The sequence below is a fragment of the Oceanobacillus massiliensis str. N'diop genome, assembly GCF_000285495.1.
Taxonomy (GTDB): domain Bacteria; phylum Bacillota; class Bacilli; order Bacillales; family Amphibacillaceae; genus Oceanobacillus; species Oceanobacillus massiliensis.
Window position 1 is genome coordinate 37,960 of sequence record NZ_HE610978.1, and the last position, 14,688, is coordinate 52,647.

Genomic DNA, 14,688 nt, shown 5'->3' on the forward strand with positions numbered 1-14,688 from the left:
CCATTAAATATTTCCCGGGTAACCGCAGAAATCTACAAAAAACAGCTGTGCAATGCTGATTAAAGAGAAAAATTGTCAGATTTTGAGGATGTTTGACTGAAGAGGAATGGAGCTTCAGACTGTTTTTTGTGCAGATGGATGAAAAAGACACGCTCTAGCTTGCTATCCGTGGGAAATGCTGTTTAGCGGACTAGCTGGCCACCTACCTAACTGCAGTCTGAAAAGCCTGCAAACCAACGTGTTAAATATGAACATCAGTATTTTTCTTGTGAACTTCAGCCATTTTGTCATGAACATCGGCATTTTTCCGATGAACATCAGCATCTTCATTCAAAATATCAGCATTTCCGACGATTAGTCCCATTGTTCAAAAAATTGATCAAACGTTTGATCAATTTTTATAGACTGGTGGCTGAGAATTCTATTTTTCTGTGAAACTTGGTCCGGATGGAAAGCGAAAAGCTGCTGTTACCTGTCACTGCCAGATAGTCCCCAGCAAAATTAGCATAGTGGCAATCAAAAAAAACGACCATGGAATAAGCTCCAGGTCGTTTTCAATTAGTTTCTTGATTGATAGGTTTCCCAAATCTCATCAAATACACGCAGTGCACCTGGGAAAGGACTGTTCCACTCCAGGTAGTTGCTGATTTCATCATAACTTGTTGAATGCTTTGGGAAATTATGATCGGTAAAAGCCCAGTCCGCAAGTTTGGACTTATCATCCGGCTTTATTTTCCCTCGGTATGTCATTAAAAAAAGATAGAAGGAACGCATCTATTCACCCCACTATTTACCTTCGTTTTCCATAAATTCTTTATGCTTGTTCATCTTTTTGCGATAGATGATTTTAGACATTTGGATACTGATTTCATACAGGATGATTAAAGGAACAGCTACAACAATCTGCAATACAAAGTCTGGTGGTGTAATGATAACACCAATAACAATAAGTATAAAGTATGCATATTTTCTATTTTTCGACATAAAGTCCGGAGTAAGGATTCCGAGACTTGTCAGGAACATTGCTATAATCGGCAATTCGAACAACAAGGCAAATGGCAATGTTACCTTCAGCAGAAATTTAAAGTATTTATCGACTGTGAACATTATATTAAACATGCCATCATTCAGAGAAAGCAGGAAAGGCATGACTAGTTTGGTGAACACAAAGTACCCGAAGACCAAACCTAAGATAAATAACAAAAACAGTGCCGGTATGTAAGACAGTGATGCAGTTCTTTCTTGCGGCGTCAATCCCGGTTTAATAAATGCCCAAATTTGATAGGCCAAGACTGGAATAGTACCGATGATGGCAACAAGGCCAGCCATTGAGAAATATATCCAGAGAATTTCGGTCGGACTTATTGCGGTTAATACAAGATCAATATCGTTTACGAAAAACCAGTAAATATCTTTAACATAGATAAATCCTATAATAAAAAACACAATAAAGAAAACAGCAGTCACAATCAGTCTGTTTCTTAGCTCGGATAGATGACCAACCAGATTCATTTCCTTTTCACTCTCATTTTGTTGCTGATTTTCTGTCATTTTGAACACTCCCTATGAATAGCACAAAAGAAGATGTAAGGAATAACCCTACACCTCCATTTTTATCTATTAATTACGTATTAATGTTTTTTTCTTCTTCTTTATCACTTACAATATCCCTTGTTGCGTTTTTGAATTCTCTTAGAGAACTGCCAAAGGCTCTGCCGATCTCCGGAAGCTTTGATGGACCAAAGACAATTAAAGCAACAATAAGAATAAGTATTAACCCCGGAATACCAATGTTACCGAACATACCGAATCACTCCGAAAAATTATTTATCCTCTTTCTTTTCACCTTTAACGATTGTTTTTACCTCATTAATTTCGTTTTTAGCATCATCCGTTAAGTCACGAGTCGAATCTTTAAATTCCCGTAAAGTATTTCCGGCTGCTTTACCAATTTCCGGCAGCTTTTTAGGTCCAAAAACGATTAATGCAAGTACTACAACCAATATTAATCCAGGTACCCCAATATTTGCAAACATACATTCACCATCTCCATCAGTAGTCATATAATCATTTCATGTTACTTGTCCAGTTTGCAGTAAAGTACAAGTTTATAATACACGTTTAGCTTACTTTAAACAAGTTATTACTTTGCTGGTCTCCTGCGGTCATATTGGATAAAATAATAGTCATATGGATTCGTGTCGTTCTTTTCACCTTTTATTTTCGAGGTAACTGTCCACTTCTCTTTCTGGAAATCCGGGAAATAAGTATCCCCTTCAAATTCATTGTCTATCCAGGTAATATACATACGGTCTGCTATGTCCAATACTTGATTGAAAATATTCCCTCCGCCAATGATGAAATATTCCTTTTCTGGGTTTTCCCGATTCCACCTGGTTATTGTTTCGAGATTGTCAATCACTTCAATTTCTTGCGGAAAATCGTCTTTAGTTCGTGACAGGACAACGTTTGTTCTGTTTGGCAGTGGTCCTCCCATTGAATGATACGTTTTTCTCCCCATAATAATCGTATTTCCTGTTGTTTTTTCTTTGAAAAAACGTAAATCTTTCGGTAAATGCCAAGGCATTCCGTTATTAAGTCCGATAACATGGTTCTTATCCATTGCAACTAATAATGAAATCATCTTTTTTCCTCCGTTAAACTATTCAGACTGCGATAGGCGCTTTTATGCTTGGATGGGGATTATAATCAACTATTTCAAAATCCGTTAGCTCAAAATCAAAGATGGAAGACTTCCCTTTATTGATTATCAATTCCGGAAATGGTCTTATGTCCCTTTTCAACTGGGTTTGAATTTGCTCAATATGATTTGAGTAGATATGTGCGTCGCCAAGTGTATGCACGAATTCACCGACTTCCAGGCTGCATTCATGGGCAATTAAATGGGTTAAAAGCGCATAGCTTGCAATATTGAAAGGCACACCGAGAAATACATCCGCACTCCGCTGATACAGCTGGCAGGATAATTTGCCATCTGCTACATAGAACTGAAATAATGTATGACATGGTGGAAGCGCCATATTCGGAATATCTTCTGGATTCCATGCAGACACAATATGTCTGCGTGAGTTTGGGTTATCCCGTATCGCGTCAATTACCTCTTTCAGCTGGTCAATCGTTCCCTCTTTAGATGTCTTCCATTCTCGCCATTGCTTACCATACACCGAGCCGAGATCACCAAATTTTTGTGCGAAATCATCGTCTTGAAGTACTTTTTCTTTAAATAATTGCATCTGCTCCTGGTACTCCAAATTAAATTCAGGATTTTCCTGACTTCTGATTCCGAAATTAGTCATATCAGGACCTTGATAGCAATCGCTTGTCACCCACTTTTCAAAAGCCCATTCATTCCAAATATTATTATTGTTCTCCAGTAGATAGCGAATATTTGTATCCCCTTTGATAAACCATAATAATTCGCTTGCGACTAGCCGAAACGGTATTTTTTTGTTGTCAGCAATGGGAAGCCTTGCTTTAAGTCGAAACGCATCTGATGACCGAAAACAGAATAAGTTCCCGTGTTTGTTCGGTCGCCTTTTTCGGCACCTGTATCCAGTATGTGTCTGCATAGCTCCAGATATGCCTGCTCACCTTTTACCATCGTATCTCTCCTAACCTATATATCTATGTATGATCTGTTTTGATATGAATGTTTTTATTATAACAGACTTTGTAACTGAATCGTAATTCATAGTAGGATCTTTTCTCCATAATTCTAGTATAGAGAAGAAGAAAGGTAAAGGGGGATTTCATCAAGTGAATGGGACGGTAGAACATGTGTTAAAACACTCCATCCTGTACAGCTATGTGTTAAGTCAGCAATTTACCACTCTGGGGACTGCTCCTTTTGATGTAAATAAAGATATCACTGCAGGTGAACAGCCCACCTACCAATTTCATGGAGAAACAATTCGCTCGTTACAGAAGAAACGTTCCCAAATGAATTATCCGGTAGCAGTAAAGGAAATAAAGGAGATGGCTGCTGCGACAGAACAAATCATCCCTAAGATTCAGGATGGCCACCATCTCGAGGTGGAAAGAACTGCAGAACGGAAAACGTTATCCGAAATGATTGAATCGGAAAAACGGATATGGCTTAAGCGGCTAATGAAGTCAGCGGCATTAATTGAACCAGGAATATCGAGAAATGAACATGTACAAAATGTACAGGAAGCATTACATTATATGGGCTATTTTGAGGACAATGTGGATGGAATATATGGACCTCTTACATATGCTGCACTGATCAGGGCGGAAGAAGGGCTGAATCTGAAGCTGACAACAGCAAATGCAAAGGAAGATCTGGATGCCTTATATTCTAAAAAAAGCGCAGCTAAACCAACAGGGAATGTTCATAAAGCAGAGGTGAAGTCCAGTAACGCGGATGTTATCCAATCCGCTCGCGCACTGCTTGGCACTCCATATATGTATGGAGGGACTTCGCCATCGGGGTTTGATTGCAGTGGATTTATTCAGTATGTATATAGCAATCAAAAGATTACGATTCCCCGAACGGTAAGGGATATGTGGAATTTCAGCAGACCAGTTGACGTCCCTTCTGTTGGAGACATTGTATTTTTCAACACAAACAATACAGGTCCATCCCATGCCGGCATATATATAGGCAATAGTAAATTTATCCATTCGGGTTCTTCGCGTGGTGTGGAAATAAGCGAAATGAATAATGTCTACTGGAAGGAACGTTATTTGGGAGCGAAGCGGATTTAAATAGCGAATTTAATAAAGGAACAAGCAGCACTCCGTCTGCTTGTTCCTTTGAATTGGTACGAGATCATTTCCATTCTTTAAAGAATTGGTCTATAAAATCCACCATGTACTGATGGCGCTCTGCTGCAATTAACTTCGCTGTATTTGTGTGCATCAGTCCACGCAGTCTTAATAATTTATCATAAAAATGCTGGATTGAATTTTTTGTCTCGGATGGATGATAGATCAGTTGATGGTTTGCTCCACCATAGGCAAATGTCCTTGCGATACCAATCGCTCCGATTGCATCAAGGCGATCTGCGTCCTGAACAATTCGGCCTTCCAGTGTAGCTGGAACAGTTTCTCCTTTACTGTAGGAAACACCGTCGATTATCGTTATAATGTCCGAAATATCCGACTCCAATATAGCTATGCTTCGCAAAAACTGTTGCATCTCCTTTTTTGCAATCTCGGGATTGTCAAAGAGCTTATGGTCACCAATATCATGCAGCCAGGCAGCAGCTTCGCATAACGCAATATCCGCATGTTCTGCTTCGGCAATTTGTCCGGATAGTTTAACGACTCGCTGCATATGGTAGAAATCATGCCCGGTGGCATCGCGTTTAAAGGCTTCATATACATATCTCTGGATGGACTCGAGTTGATCTCTGTCCATCAAAATAGCCCCGTGATTTTACCGTCTTCAGCAACATCCATATTTAAAGCTGCTGGATGTGCTGGCAGTCCTGGCATTGTCATGACCTCACCTGTTAAGACAACAATAAATCCCGCTCCTATCTGGGGTTTCAGCTCTCTAATGCTTATTGTAAATCCACTCGGCCTTCCCAGCAGGACAGGATTATCGGATAAGGAGTACTGGGTCTTGGCCATACAGATGGGCAGCTTTCCCCAGCCTTGTTTCTCAAAGAAAGCAATTTGCTTTCTAGCTTTTGGTGAGAGATCAATATCGTCAGCACCATAAACAAGCTGGGCAATTTTTCTAATCTTTGTCTCGATATTATCATTCAATTCATAGATTCTTTTAAAATCTGATGGTGTTTGTGTCTTTTTCACGACTTTCCTTGCAAGCTCCACTCCGCCTTCTCCGCCTTTTGACCATACATCGGTCAGAGCGACTTCAATTCCTCTCACCTCACACCAGTGCTGAATGAAGTCTGTTTCTGATCTTGTGTCACGGGGGAACTTATTGATTGCAATAACATAGGGCAGACCAAAATGCTCAATCGTTTCGATATGTTTCTGAAGATTTTCCATCCCCGCTTCTAATGCCGGGAGATTCTCTTCATTTAATTGATCAATGGAGCTTCCGCCATGCATTTTTAAAGCCCTTACTGTGGCTACAATTACTACTGCATCTGTCGTAAACCCGCCTGCCAAGGATTTGATGTCGAGAAACTTTTCTGCTCCCAAATCCGCCCCGAACCCCGCTTCGGTTACAACATAATCACCTATCTTTGCGGCAGTTTTTGTAGCGATTATACTGTTGCAGCCATGGGCGATATTAGCAAATGGGCCACCATGGATAATAGCAGGTGTATTTTCTGTTGTCTGCACAAGATTAGGTCTGATGGCATCTTTTAACAGTAATGTTAAGGCACCTTCTACCTTTAGGTCTTTAACGGTAACCGGTTCTTCATCATAGGTATAGCCAATTACAATTTTAGAAATCTTTGTTTTAAGATCTGCGAGATTCTCAGATAGGCATAATACTGCCATGATTTCGGAAGCAACGGTTATGGTAAACCCATCTTCTCTTGGAATACCTTGTAATGGCCCACCCAAACCAATGACGACATTTCTTAACGCTCGATCATTCATATCCATGACACGCTTCCATTCCATTCTCCTTGGGTCAATCTTTAATTCGTTTCCACGATGTATATGATTATCTATCATAGCAGAAAGCAGATTGTTGGCACTTGTTATCGCGTGGAGATCGCCGGTGAAATGAAGGTTGATTTCTTCCATTGGAAGTACTTGGGAATAGCCGCCACCTGCAGCACCTCCCTTTAGTCCCATCACAGGACCAAGTGATGGTTCCCGCAGAGCGATAATCGCTTTTTCTCCTATTTTATGTAATGCCTGTCCGAGTCCAACAGTTACCGTTGACTTGCCTTCCCCTGCCGGCGTTGGATTTATTGACGTAACAAGTATGATTTTACCATTCGGCCTGCTGCCTAGCTTATCGAGCAGCTTATCAGACAGTTTTGCCTTGGTATATCCATAAGGCTCATAGTCCTCGTTACTCAGATTCATTGCTGCAGCAACTTCTGAAATGGGTTTTAAGGTTGCCTGTTGTGCGATTTCTATATCTGGATTCATGTTATTCTCCCCTCTATGTAGTTTATTATTAGTATAACCTTCTGACAGAATTTTTTTCAGTTATTTCTCGTTATTTTATTAGAGGAATTAATTTGCCCAACAATTTAAAAAAGATAAATTATTTAACAGATATTGAGCCCATTTTCTTGACGATGAATTCGTAATAAGCTAATATTATATATAAGCAAAGAAGATGTACGGAATCATTAATGACACAGGCAGCTTCTATAGAAGTGGATGTAATAGTGATCCTACACTTCTATAGAAGCTGCCTTTTTTTAATATTCCCGCTCGACTTTGTATTAACACGCGTTACACGTGGAATTATTAGGAGGAAAAGTTTACATGGAAAACGGAGTAGTAAAATGGTTCAATGCAGAAAAAGGATACGGATTTATTCAATTGGAAGAAGGAAATGATGTATTCGTACATTACTCTGCCATCCAGGAAGAAGGTTTCAAATCCCTGGAAGAAGGACAGGAAGTTTCTTTTGACATTGTTGAAGGCGAACGTGGCCCACAAGCTGCAAATGTTGTAAAAAGATAATCGGCATCATATATATGAAGCGGGAATCTAATTTATGGATTTCCGCTTTTTTTGGTATGCGAATTTGCTCCTCCCATCCTTTGTTAATACGAGTTGCCGTTTGAAGCTTACGATTCGCTGATCGTATAAATTAAAAAAACAGCCGAAAAGCTAAGAGCTGCCTATTTGCGCGTCTCTTTCGTTTTCGGCTGAAGCTGGACTTCATTTAGTGCCCTTTCCTCAGCTGGAATACGGACTGTTAATATCATGATATGAAGCAAAGGGAAAATGATTGCTGTATAGATCGCCCCAAAAAGTAAAGGAATGACAAAAAGTTCAATTCCTACGATAATATAGTTTGGATGTTTTACAAATTTATATGGCCCCTTGGATACCAGCTCTTCACCAGGTAAAATAATGATTTTGGTATTCCAAAACCTTCCCAGAGAATAGATACACCAAATTCGTACAAGCTGTGTCAGTATAAAAATGGCCAGCAATGTATAATTTAAGGGATAATCTATATTGTTGTTTAACCATGTTTCAAGGAGAATCGAAATAAAGAAAAGGGTGTGCAATCGAATAAACCATTTATAATGATCTGCTTCCTTCTCGATAGCTCCCCTTTCTTTCATCCACCTTTCATTACTTCTGGCAATTACGAGTTCGATAAGCCGCTGTAAAACAATAACAGTAAATAGAATCCACATATATACGGCCATCATTCATTCCACTCCAGTAATAGTAATTCAGAGCTGAATCCTGGACCGAGCGCCGACAGTATACTTTTTTCGCCAGCTTTGATATTCTGCAGCATCCATTCCCGCATAACATATAAAACCGTTGCGGAAGACATATTCCCATGATCTGCAAGGACATTATAGGAATACTTTAATTTATCTTTCGGGCAATGAACAACCTCTTCCATTGCTTCCATCACTTTTCTTCCTCCCGGATGTGAAATAAAGGAATGAATCTGATCTACCGAAAGTCCTGAATCATGGAAAAATGTATCAACATGTTTCCGCCAAAAGGAGTCGACAAGGGCAGGTATACTCTTTTTAAAGACAACTTCAAAGCCGGAATTATTAATATCCCATCCCATTACATCAACGCTGTCCCTTTTTAAATAAGAACTTGCCGATGTAATGCTTGGGACTGATTTTTTTCTATAGGATAAGTAGGGTGAATCGTCCCCGACCGCCAATGCAGCACTTACTCCATCGCCAAATAAGGCTGTCCCAACCATGTTGCTTTTCTTGCTGTCCCCTTTTTGGAAGGTCAGACTGCAAAGCTCGCAACAGATAATCAGTGCTGTTTTGGTTGGGTGGGCAGTTATCCAGTCGTGAGCACGAGCCAGACCAATCGCTCCTCCGGCACAGCCAAGTCCCCATAATGGCATACGGTTCACATCTTGCCTAAATGGTCGGGCATTCATCAGATGTACATCCATAGATGGCGTACTTATCCCGGTACTTGATACGAAAATAATCATGTCAATTGCTTCATAGGGGGGTGCACTATTCAAAAAATCAGGATTTTGCAGACAATCATCAATGGCAGCCAGTGCATATTTTTCCGCAGCTTTCTGATAGATATCGTTTCGCTCTTTAAAGCTGTGCTCTTCCACAAACCATGATTTATCTACAACAAACTGCCTGCGCTCAACTGCCGCATTATCAAATACAGGCAGCAGCCGTTTAATTTGTTTATCCGAATAGGAAAATATATCTTGTACGATCTCTTTAATTTCTGCTTGTTCAATCGTATACTCTGGTATGCCCCGCCCAATGGAACAGATATTCGTCAATTAAATCACCTATTAATATTATTTTCCCCCTGGCAAATATCAAACTATAATTTATATATATCTGTATACTTTTCGGTTAAATAATTTACAAGATAGTCTGGATTTAAGGATTCATTGGTGACGTCTTTAATAATTTCAAGCGGTTTTTTCATTTTTCCATATTGATGAATATTTTCTGTCAGCCAAATTCTTACCCTGTCGAAATTACCGGCTGAGATTAGGTCATCTATATTCATTTCTTTTAACAGGGCTGACTGGAATTGTGCTGCATACATATATCCGAGAGCATAGGAAGGGAAATAACCAAAATCCCCACCGGCCCAATGAATGTCCTGCAGCACTCCTTCTCTATCTGTAGGTGGCTCTATTCCTAGATAATCGACCATTTTTTCATTCCATAAATGAGGAAGATCCTTTACTTCTATTTCACTATTGATCAATGCCTTTTCCAGCTCATACCGAATCATGATATGGAGCGGATAGGTGAGTTCATCTGCTTCGATCCGAATGTTGGATGGCTTAACTTCATTTATGGCACGATAGAATTCATCCATGCCCACGGTCTGGAAATGCTCCGGGGCATAGGTTTGGAACCGCTGATAATGATTGCTCCAAAATGATTTGCTCCTGCCTATAAAGTTTTCCCAGAATAGTGATTGTGATTCATGAATACCCATGGATGTTCCAGTTGCAAGAGGCGTATTGGCAAGCTTTGCACTAATATTTTGCTCATAAAGTGCATGGCCGCCCTCATGAATTGTTCCAAATACGGCCATCCGAAAATCCTCTTCATCGTATCGGGTTGTTATCCGTACATCGTTTAAATTTAATGTGATTGCAAATGGATGGATTGTGTCGTCAACGCGTCCCGATTCAAAATCATATCCCATTTGTTTTAAAATTTCGATTGTAAAATCTTTCTGGTTTTGCTTGGGGAAATGCGCCTTCAGTATGGACGAATCCGGTTTAGCATGACTCGCATTTATTTTGTCAACAAGATTACTGAGTGAATCTCTAAGTTTCGGAAATACAGTATCTAAAGTTTTCGTTGTGATGCCAGGCTCATAATTATGTAACAACGCATCATAGATATTATCTTGATATCCCCAGTATTCAGCAAACCTTTTGTTATATTCCACAAGCTTTTCTAAGTATGGCTGAAATAATGAAAAGTCCGCCTTTTCCCTTGCTTCCTGCCATACGGCTTCAGACTTGGATTGAAGCATAACATATTCTTTGTATTCATCGTTCGGTATTTTGCCGTTTCTGTTATAGGTTTCCTCGCACTCCAAAACAAGTTTTTGCAGCACTTTATCTTCAGTATTATTTTTAAGCATATCGATAAAGAACTTCATCTTCTCGGAGGTTTCCAATTGATGCAGTTTGTCTGCCAGAAATCCGACGACTTCGGAACGCTGCCCGACTGCCTTTTTAGGAATTTTCGTGCGCATATCCCAATGTGCCAGGCTCAGAGCTTCACGGTAAGCATTCTGTTCATTCAATAAATCTTTGAAATCCTGTTCATTTTGATAAGTGTTCTCCAAATTTATTCCTCCCTTACTTTTTGTCCGAAATACTGAAAATAATTGGTTTGAATAAATCCGTTAAATAATTTCCGTTTCTTGGTTGCTTTTTGACCATACTCTTTTTCGAAAGCTTCAAACGCTGTAATGATATATACGCTCCAGGAAGGATGGTTTTTCATGATATTTCCGAGATCACTGTACATTTCTGCAACCATATCTTTATCTCCGATACGTTGACCATATGGAGGGTTGCTGATGATATACCCATTATTACTGCGTATAAATAAATCGCTTACCTGCATTTGCTTCCAGCTAACCAGATCGCCCAGTCCCGCTTCGATTGCATTGTCTTTGGCAATCTCGATCATTTTATGGTCAATGTCAGACCCTGTAATATCCAGTTTTTTGATCATAGTTTGCCAAGTCTTCTGCCTCTTCAAATGCATCTTCCCACAATTTTCTTCTAATAAACATCCAGTCTTCAGAGGCGAATTCACGATTGAACCCTGGTGCGATATTCTGGCCGATAAGTGCCGCTTCGATTGCTAATGTACCCGACCCGCAAAATGGGTCAATTAAAGGATATTCTGGTTTCCAGTTCGTCAGCAGCACGAGCGCAGCAGCAAGTGTCTCCTTTAATGGTGCTTCCCCCTGCCCGACACGATAGCCGCGCTTATGCAGGCCAGCTCCGGACGTATCAAGCGTCAAGGTTACAACATCCTTAAGAAGCGCAACTTCCGTTTTATATAATGGTCCGGTTTCAGGCATTTTGCTTGCGAGACCGTACTTTAACTTCAAACGTTCAGCGATTGCTTTTTTAACAATTGCCTGGCAATCGGAAACACTGAAAAGCTTTGATTTGATGGATTTACCGGAAACAGGAAATTGTCCATCCTCGGAAATAAATTGCTCCCATGGCAATGCCTTTGTTGCCTCGAAAAGTTCATCAAATGTTAATGCTTTAAACTGGCCGACAACCAGTTTAATCCGGTCTGCCGTTCTCAGCCATAAATTACAGCGCGGAATAGCTGAAAAGGGCGCTTCAAAAATGACCTTTCCATTATCCACTGTTACTTCATATCCCAATGATCTAACCTCTTGTGCAACTACGGATTCCAATCCCATTGCAGCAGTTGCAATTAATGTTACTTTCTGCATTTAACTATTCCCTTCAAATTTAAATTAATTTCAGTTTACCACCAATAAAGACGGAACAAAAGCGGAAGCCCCCCGTTCAGCGAGTGCGGACTGGACTGAGCCGCAGGAGATAAAGGAACCACTGCGAACCGAGTGAGCGGATGGTGACTTATCGAACGGAGGTAAAGGAAGTCCAAAAATCGCTGGGGACAGAAGCTGGATGAACAAAAGCGGAAGCCCCCGTTCAGCGAGTGTTTTAATTCACGCAAAAAAACCCTTTCTTGAGTCATTATTGACAGAGAAAAGGTTTCGATTCATATTTATTTAAGACCGTTAAATGCTCGGTAAGCCATGTTCTGTGCCATTGTACTGCAAACGGTGGTCATCCTCGTACTCCGGCTGTAATCATCTATCTACAAGTAATACTTGTCCCTTTTTCGGTTGAATTCCCTACTAAAGGATGCCCCTACCATTATTTGGGTTGCTCACTCGCGGGGTTTACCTCGTTCCACCTGAAATGTTTCCATTTCAGCTACGTCACTGTGGCACTTTCAAGAATAATTCCGTATCATTACTGACTTAGGAATATCTTCTGCCGTTAGCTAAAAGCTACCTTGACTTATGAATTCATCAAGCGCGAACACTACAAACATCTCAGTTTGTGTGAGCATGGACTTTCCTCTGCACGGTATGCAGCGATTACATGAGCATTTAAGTAACATATTACATTTTATCATAATTGCACTGCTTTATCAATCCAAATTAAAAATGGAAAGCGTATTACTCGCCTGCATCAGCAAACTTTTTACCGAAAACAGCCTTTTCCAGATTGGATAGACGTTTTAGAACATCATAGTTAACCTGAGGATTCGCTTGTGGCGCCCTTGTGCGTGTCTGCTCAGTTGTATTTTTTCTAAGCTTCTCATTCTCTGCCTGTAAGCGGTCGATTTCCTGTTTGAAAATGTCATAGTCCTGAATCACAACATCAAGAAACTCATCTACTTCTTCTTGATTATATCCTCTCATTGCTGTTTTGAAATCTTTCTCCAGAATGTCTTTTCCACTTAATTGAATACGGTTAATACTCATTTTATCACCTCATGATCTGCAAATACTTGTTTATTCAAATTTTTTTCGCTTCATTTTAAGTTTATTATTCCATTTTTACTTTAGTACTGAAATATTACTTTTTATTATACCATAAAAAAGGAAACTGGATATCAGTCTCCTGCCATATATGAGAATTGCCAATAAATAATGCAACAGATCCGCCCAGTGTTATTAGCCGTTTTCGGGCATATCATGCGTTTCGAAGGAGAACGGTAGAAGTTCTTCCATCGTAAAAGTTTTAGTCTCGTTTTTTAAATTTGTCAAATGAATATTCATGGTTTTCGGGAAGAATTCACTCATCACTTGCCGGCATGAGCCGCATGGAGGCACAGGCCGAGCGGAATCAGCTGCAACTGCCAGCTCCTGGAATTCTGTTTCCCCTTCGGATATAGCTTTAAATATAGCTACCCGTTCCGCACAGCAGGTTACAGGATATGCAGCGTTTTCTATATTACAGCCCGTATATACCTTCCCTGACTTGGTAAGTAATGCTGCACCAACCTGGAACTTGGAATACGGTACATATGCTTGTTCTCTGATTTTTAATGCAGCTTCCACTAACTCTTTATTTATCATCGTCGTATTCACCCTTTATTGTTTGTGCAGGTAATTATAAGAGAAATAAGAATTATTGTAAAGTTTTGCCTCCATTACCTAGATTTTATATTTCACTTAAAAGCAGGTCAAACACATAAAGAATGGAGTTATGCAATTCCATAAATCGTTTTCTTCTTGCATCGACATAATAACTGTGCATTAGAACCAGTTCCATATTTTCCTTTGTAGAGGTTACCTGCTGTGGATGCACCTTTGCTTTCCTTGCTTTAACAACCTCCAATGCCGCCTCTTCCCACTCTTCCAAAAGCTGATATACAGGGTTCGTTTCCTCTTTTACTTTCTGGAAAAATTCCTTGTCTTTTGTATTTTCTGGTGGCGTGCTATGTTCGAAAATATCTTTCAATCTTGTCAAATGCCTTTTTAAAAGCTCTGTTTGCTCTCTTAATTCCATAAATTTTCCGCCTTTATACATTAGTAGCTATATTTACTACTTTATCATCTTTGCATGCAGAAGGCATCTAATCCGTTCAGCCGTTAAGTTTTTCAATTGCGTTTTTCGTATAGTCAATCTGATGAATTTCTTTTTGGAAATGCATCCATACTTCCCTATCCACATTAACCTTTAGCTTTTGATCGATGAATCGGAGCTGTTCGGCCATTACCATTAATGTTGCATGTGCATCTTTTTTGCTGATGCCGTTTCTGCTGGCTTCTAATTCATTCAAAACTGCAGTCATGTCCATCACCCTCGTTATTTATTTTGGTTAGTAAATAATTCGCTGTACCGCTCTTGTTCTCCTCTGACTTCGACAAAACTAGAAGGAATGATACAAAACTAGTGCAATTACTTATCTTTTTACTAAAATTAGACAAACTAAAGTAAAAGGAGGTGTTCCGTGTTGAGAAAATCCAATAAAAATAAAGAAACAAATATGAAAAGCCAACATGAAA

The 14,688-nt window shown here is 39.8% G+C and carries 17 protein-coding genes, 1 other RNA gene and 2 pseudogenes; 2 read left to right on the top strand and 18 right to left on the bottom strand.

Annotation, left to right across the window (positions count from 1 at the left end):
* Positions 1-241: 241 nt before the first annotated feature.
* The 7 genes and pseudogenes from OMHG_RS19240 to OMHG_RS10020 form a co-directional block, all read right to left on the bottom strand.
* The gene (locus OMHG_RS19240) at positions 242-364 is read right to left on the bottom strand and encodes a hypothetical protein (protein WP_272913374.1); all 123 of its coding nucleotides are present in this window, start codon (positions 362-364) and stop codon (positions 242-244) included.
* A gap of 194 nt (positions 365-558) precedes the next feature.
* The gene (locus OMHG_RS09995) at positions 559-774 is read right to left on the bottom strand and encodes a YozE family protein (RefSeq protein WP_010650590.1); all 216 of its coding nucleotides are present in this window, start codon (positions 772-774) and stop codon (positions 559-561) included.
* A 12-nt stretch (positions 775-786) separates the two neighbouring features.
* Entirely contained in the window at positions 787-1,551 is a 765-nt protein-coding gene (tatC, locus tag OMHG_RS10000) for a twin-arginine translocase subunit TatC (RefSeq protein WP_010650592.1), read from the bottom strand.
* Positions 1,552-1,624: 73 nt separating this feature from the next.
* The gene (locus tag OMHG_RS10005) at positions 1,625-1,804 is read right to left on the bottom strand and encodes a twin-arginine translocase TatA/TatE family subunit (RefSeq protein WP_010650594.1); all 180 of its coding nucleotides are present in this window, start codon (positions 1,802-1,804) and stop codon (positions 1,625-1,627) included.
* 19 nt (positions 1,805-1,823) lie between these two features.
* Positions 1,824-2,036 (bottom strand): twin-arginine translocase TatA/TatE family subunit, encoded by a 213-nt coding sequence (locus OMHG_RS10010; RefSeq protein ID WP_010650595.1) that lies wholly within the window; start codon positions 2,034-2,036, stop codon positions 1,824-1,826.
* A gap of 107 nt (positions 2,037-2,143) precedes the next feature.
* Entirely contained in the window at positions 2,144-2,644 is a 501-nt protein-coding gene (locus OMHG_RS10015) for a dihydrofolate reductase (RefSeq protein WP_010650596.1), read from the bottom strand.
* Between the two features lie 22 nt (positions 2,645-2,666).
* Positions 2,667-3,622 (bottom strand): annotated as a pseudogene (locus tag OMHG_RS10020) (thymidylate synthase).
* 155 nt (positions 3,623-3,777) lie between these two features.
* Between OMHG_RS10020 and OMHG_RS10025 the strand changes: the two are divergent.
* Positions 3,778-4,749, top strand: a complete 972-nt coding sequence (locus tag OMHG_RS10025; RefSeq protein WP_010650599.1) for a C40 family peptidase — start codon at positions 3,778-3,780, stop codon at positions 4,747-4,749.
* Between the two features lie 64 nt (positions 4,750-4,813).
* On the opposite strand, the gene OMHG_RS10030 is transcribed toward OMHG_RS10025, so the two are convergent.
* Both OMHG_RS10030 and OMHG_RS10035 read right to left on the bottom strand, forming a co-directional pair.
* Positions 4,814-5,404, bottom strand: a complete 591-nt coding sequence (locus OMHG_RS10030; RefSeq protein ID WP_010650600.1) for an HD domain-containing protein — start codon at positions 5,402-5,404, stop codon at positions 4,814-4,816.
* Positions 5,404-7,071, bottom strand: a complete 1,668-nt coding sequence (locus tag OMHG_RS10035) for a formate--tetrahydrofolate ligase (protein ID WP_010650601.1) — start codon at positions 7,069-7,071, stop codon at positions 5,404-5,406. The genes OMHG_RS10030 and OMHG_RS10035 overlap by 1 nt, the downstream gene beginning before the upstream one ends.
* Before the next feature lie 345 nt (positions 7,072-7,416).
* Between OMHG_RS10035 and OMHG_RS10040 the strand changes: the two genes are divergently transcribed.
* Positions 7,417-7,617: a cold-shock protein gene (locus OMHG_RS10040; RefSeq protein WP_010650602.1), complete on the top strand. Its 201-nt coding sequence runs from the start codon at positions 7,417-7,419 to the stop codon at positions 7,615-7,617.
* A 161-nt stretch (positions 7,618-7,778) separates the two neighbouring features.
* On the opposite strand, the gene OMHG_RS10045 is transcribed toward OMHG_RS10040, so the two are convergent.
* The 9 genes and pseudogenes from OMHG_RS10045 to OMHG_RS10080 all read right to left on the bottom strand — a co-directional run bounded on the left by OMHG_RS10045 (position 7,779) and on the right by OMHG_RS10080 (position 14,474).
* Positions 7,779-8,321: an isoprenylcysteine carboxyl methyltransferase family protein gene (locus OMHG_RS10045; RefSeq protein WP_010650603.1), complete on the bottom strand. Its 543-nt coding sequence runs from the start codon at positions 8,319-8,321 to the stop codon at positions 7,779-7,781.
* Positions 8,318-9,406, bottom strand: coding sequence for a type III polyketide synthase (locus OMHG_RS10050; protein WP_010650604.1), 1,089 nt, complete (start codon positions 9,404-9,406; stop codon positions 8,318-8,320). The genes OMHG_RS10045 and OMHG_RS10050 overlap by 4 nt, the downstream gene beginning before the upstream one ends.
* Before the next feature lie 44 nt (positions 9,407-9,450).
* Positions 9,451-10,950 carry a carboxypeptidase M32 gene (locus OMHG_RS10055; protein ID WP_010650605.1) on the bottom strand — a complete coding sequence of 500 codons (1,500 nt, stop codon included), beginning with the start codon at positions 10,948-10,950 and terminating at the stop codon, positions 9,451-9,453.
* A gap of 2 nt (positions 10,951-10,952) precedes the next feature.
* A pseudogene (locus OMHG_RS10060) lies at positions 10,953-12,090 on the bottom strand (THUMP domain-containing class I SAM-dependent RNA methyltransferase).
* Positions 12,091-12,409: 319 nt separating this feature from the next.
* An RNA gene (rnpB, locus tag OMHG_RS17935) (RNase P RNA component class B) lies at positions 12,410-12,780 on the bottom strand.
* Between the two features lie 69 nt (positions 12,781-12,849).
* Entirely contained in the window at positions 12,850-13,158 is a 309-nt protein-coding gene (gene gpsB / locus OMHG_RS10065) for a cell division regulator GpsB (protein ID WP_010650606.1), read from the bottom strand.
* Between the two features lie 192 nt (positions 13,159-13,350).
* Complete coding sequence (locus OMHG_RS10070) at positions 13,351-13,755, bottom strand: cytidine deaminase (protein WP_010650607.1); 405 nt, start codon at positions 13,753-13,755, stop codon at positions 13,351-13,353.
* A gap of 85 nt (positions 13,756-13,840) precedes the next feature.
* The gene (locus tag OMHG_RS10075) at positions 13,841-14,188 is read right to left on the bottom strand and encodes a DUF1798 family protein (RefSeq protein WP_010650608.1); all 348 of its coding nucleotides are present in this window, start codon (positions 14,186-14,188) and stop codon (positions 13,841-13,843) included.
* Between the two features lie 76 nt (positions 14,189-14,264).
* A complete protein-coding gene (locus OMHG_RS10080; protein ID WP_010650609.1) occupies positions 14,265-14,474 on the bottom strand; it encodes a hypothetical protein in 210 nt (69 codons plus the stop codon).
* Positions 14,475-14,688 lie beyond the last annotated feature (214 nt).

Excerpts from the sequence above, each read along its gene's own strand:
- OMHG_RS19240 (WP_272913374.1), bottom strand. The coding sequence starts at position 364 with ATGGGACTAATCGTCGGAAATGCTGATATTTTGAATGAAGATGCTGAT.
- OMHG_RS09995 (WP_010650590.1), bottom strand. The coding sequence starts at position 774 with ATGCGTTCCTTCTATCTTTTTTTAATGACATACCGAGGGAAAATAAAG.
- tatC (WP_010650592.1), bottom strand. The coding sequence starts at position 1,551 with ATGACAGAAAATCAGCAACAAAATGAGAGTGAAAAGGAAATGAATCTG.
- OMHG_RS10005 (WP_010650594.1), bottom strand. The coding sequence starts at position 1,804 with ATGTTCGGTAACATTGGTATTCCGGGGTTAATACTTATTCTTATTGTT.
- OMHG_RS10010 (WP_010650595.1), bottom strand. The coding sequence starts at position 2,036 with ATGTTTGCAAATATTGGGGTACCTGGATTAATATTGGTTGTAGTACTT.
- OMHG_RS10015 (WP_010650596.1), bottom strand. The coding sequence starts at position 2,644 with ATGATTTCATTATTAGTTGCAATGGATAAGAACCATGTTATCGGACTT.
- OMHG_RS10030 (WP_010650600.1), bottom strand. The coding sequence starts at position 5,404 with ATGGACAGAGATCAACTCGAGTCCATCCAGAGATATGTATATGAAGCC.
- OMHG_RS10035 (WP_010650601.1), bottom strand. The coding sequence starts at position 7,071 with ATGAATCCAGATATAGAAATCGCACAACAGGCAACCTTAAAACCCATT.
- OMHG_RS10040 (WP_010650602.1), top strand. The coding sequence starts at position 7,417 with ATGGAAAACGGAGTAGTAAAATGGTTCAATGCAGAAAAAGGATACGGA.
- OMHG_RS10045 (WP_010650603.1), bottom strand. The coding sequence starts at position 8,321 with ATGATGGCCGTATATATGTGGATTCTATTTACTGTTATTGTTTTACAG.
- gpsB (WP_010650606.1), bottom strand. The coding sequence starts at position 13,158 with ATGAGTATTAACCGTATTCAATTAAGTGGAAAAGACATTCTGGAGAAA.
- OMHG_RS10070 (WP_010650607.1), bottom strand. The coding sequence starts at position 13,755 with ATGATAAATAAAGAGTTAGTGGAAGCTGCATTAAAAATCAGAGAACAA.
- OMHG_RS10075 (WP_010650608.1), bottom strand. The coding sequence starts at position 14,188 with ATGGAATTAAGAGAGCAAACAGAGCTTTTAAAAAGGCATTTGACAAGA.
- OMHG_RS10080 (WP_010650609.1), bottom strand. The coding sequence starts at position 14,474 with ATGACTGCAGTTTTGAATGAATTAGAAGCCAGCAGAAACGGCATCAGC.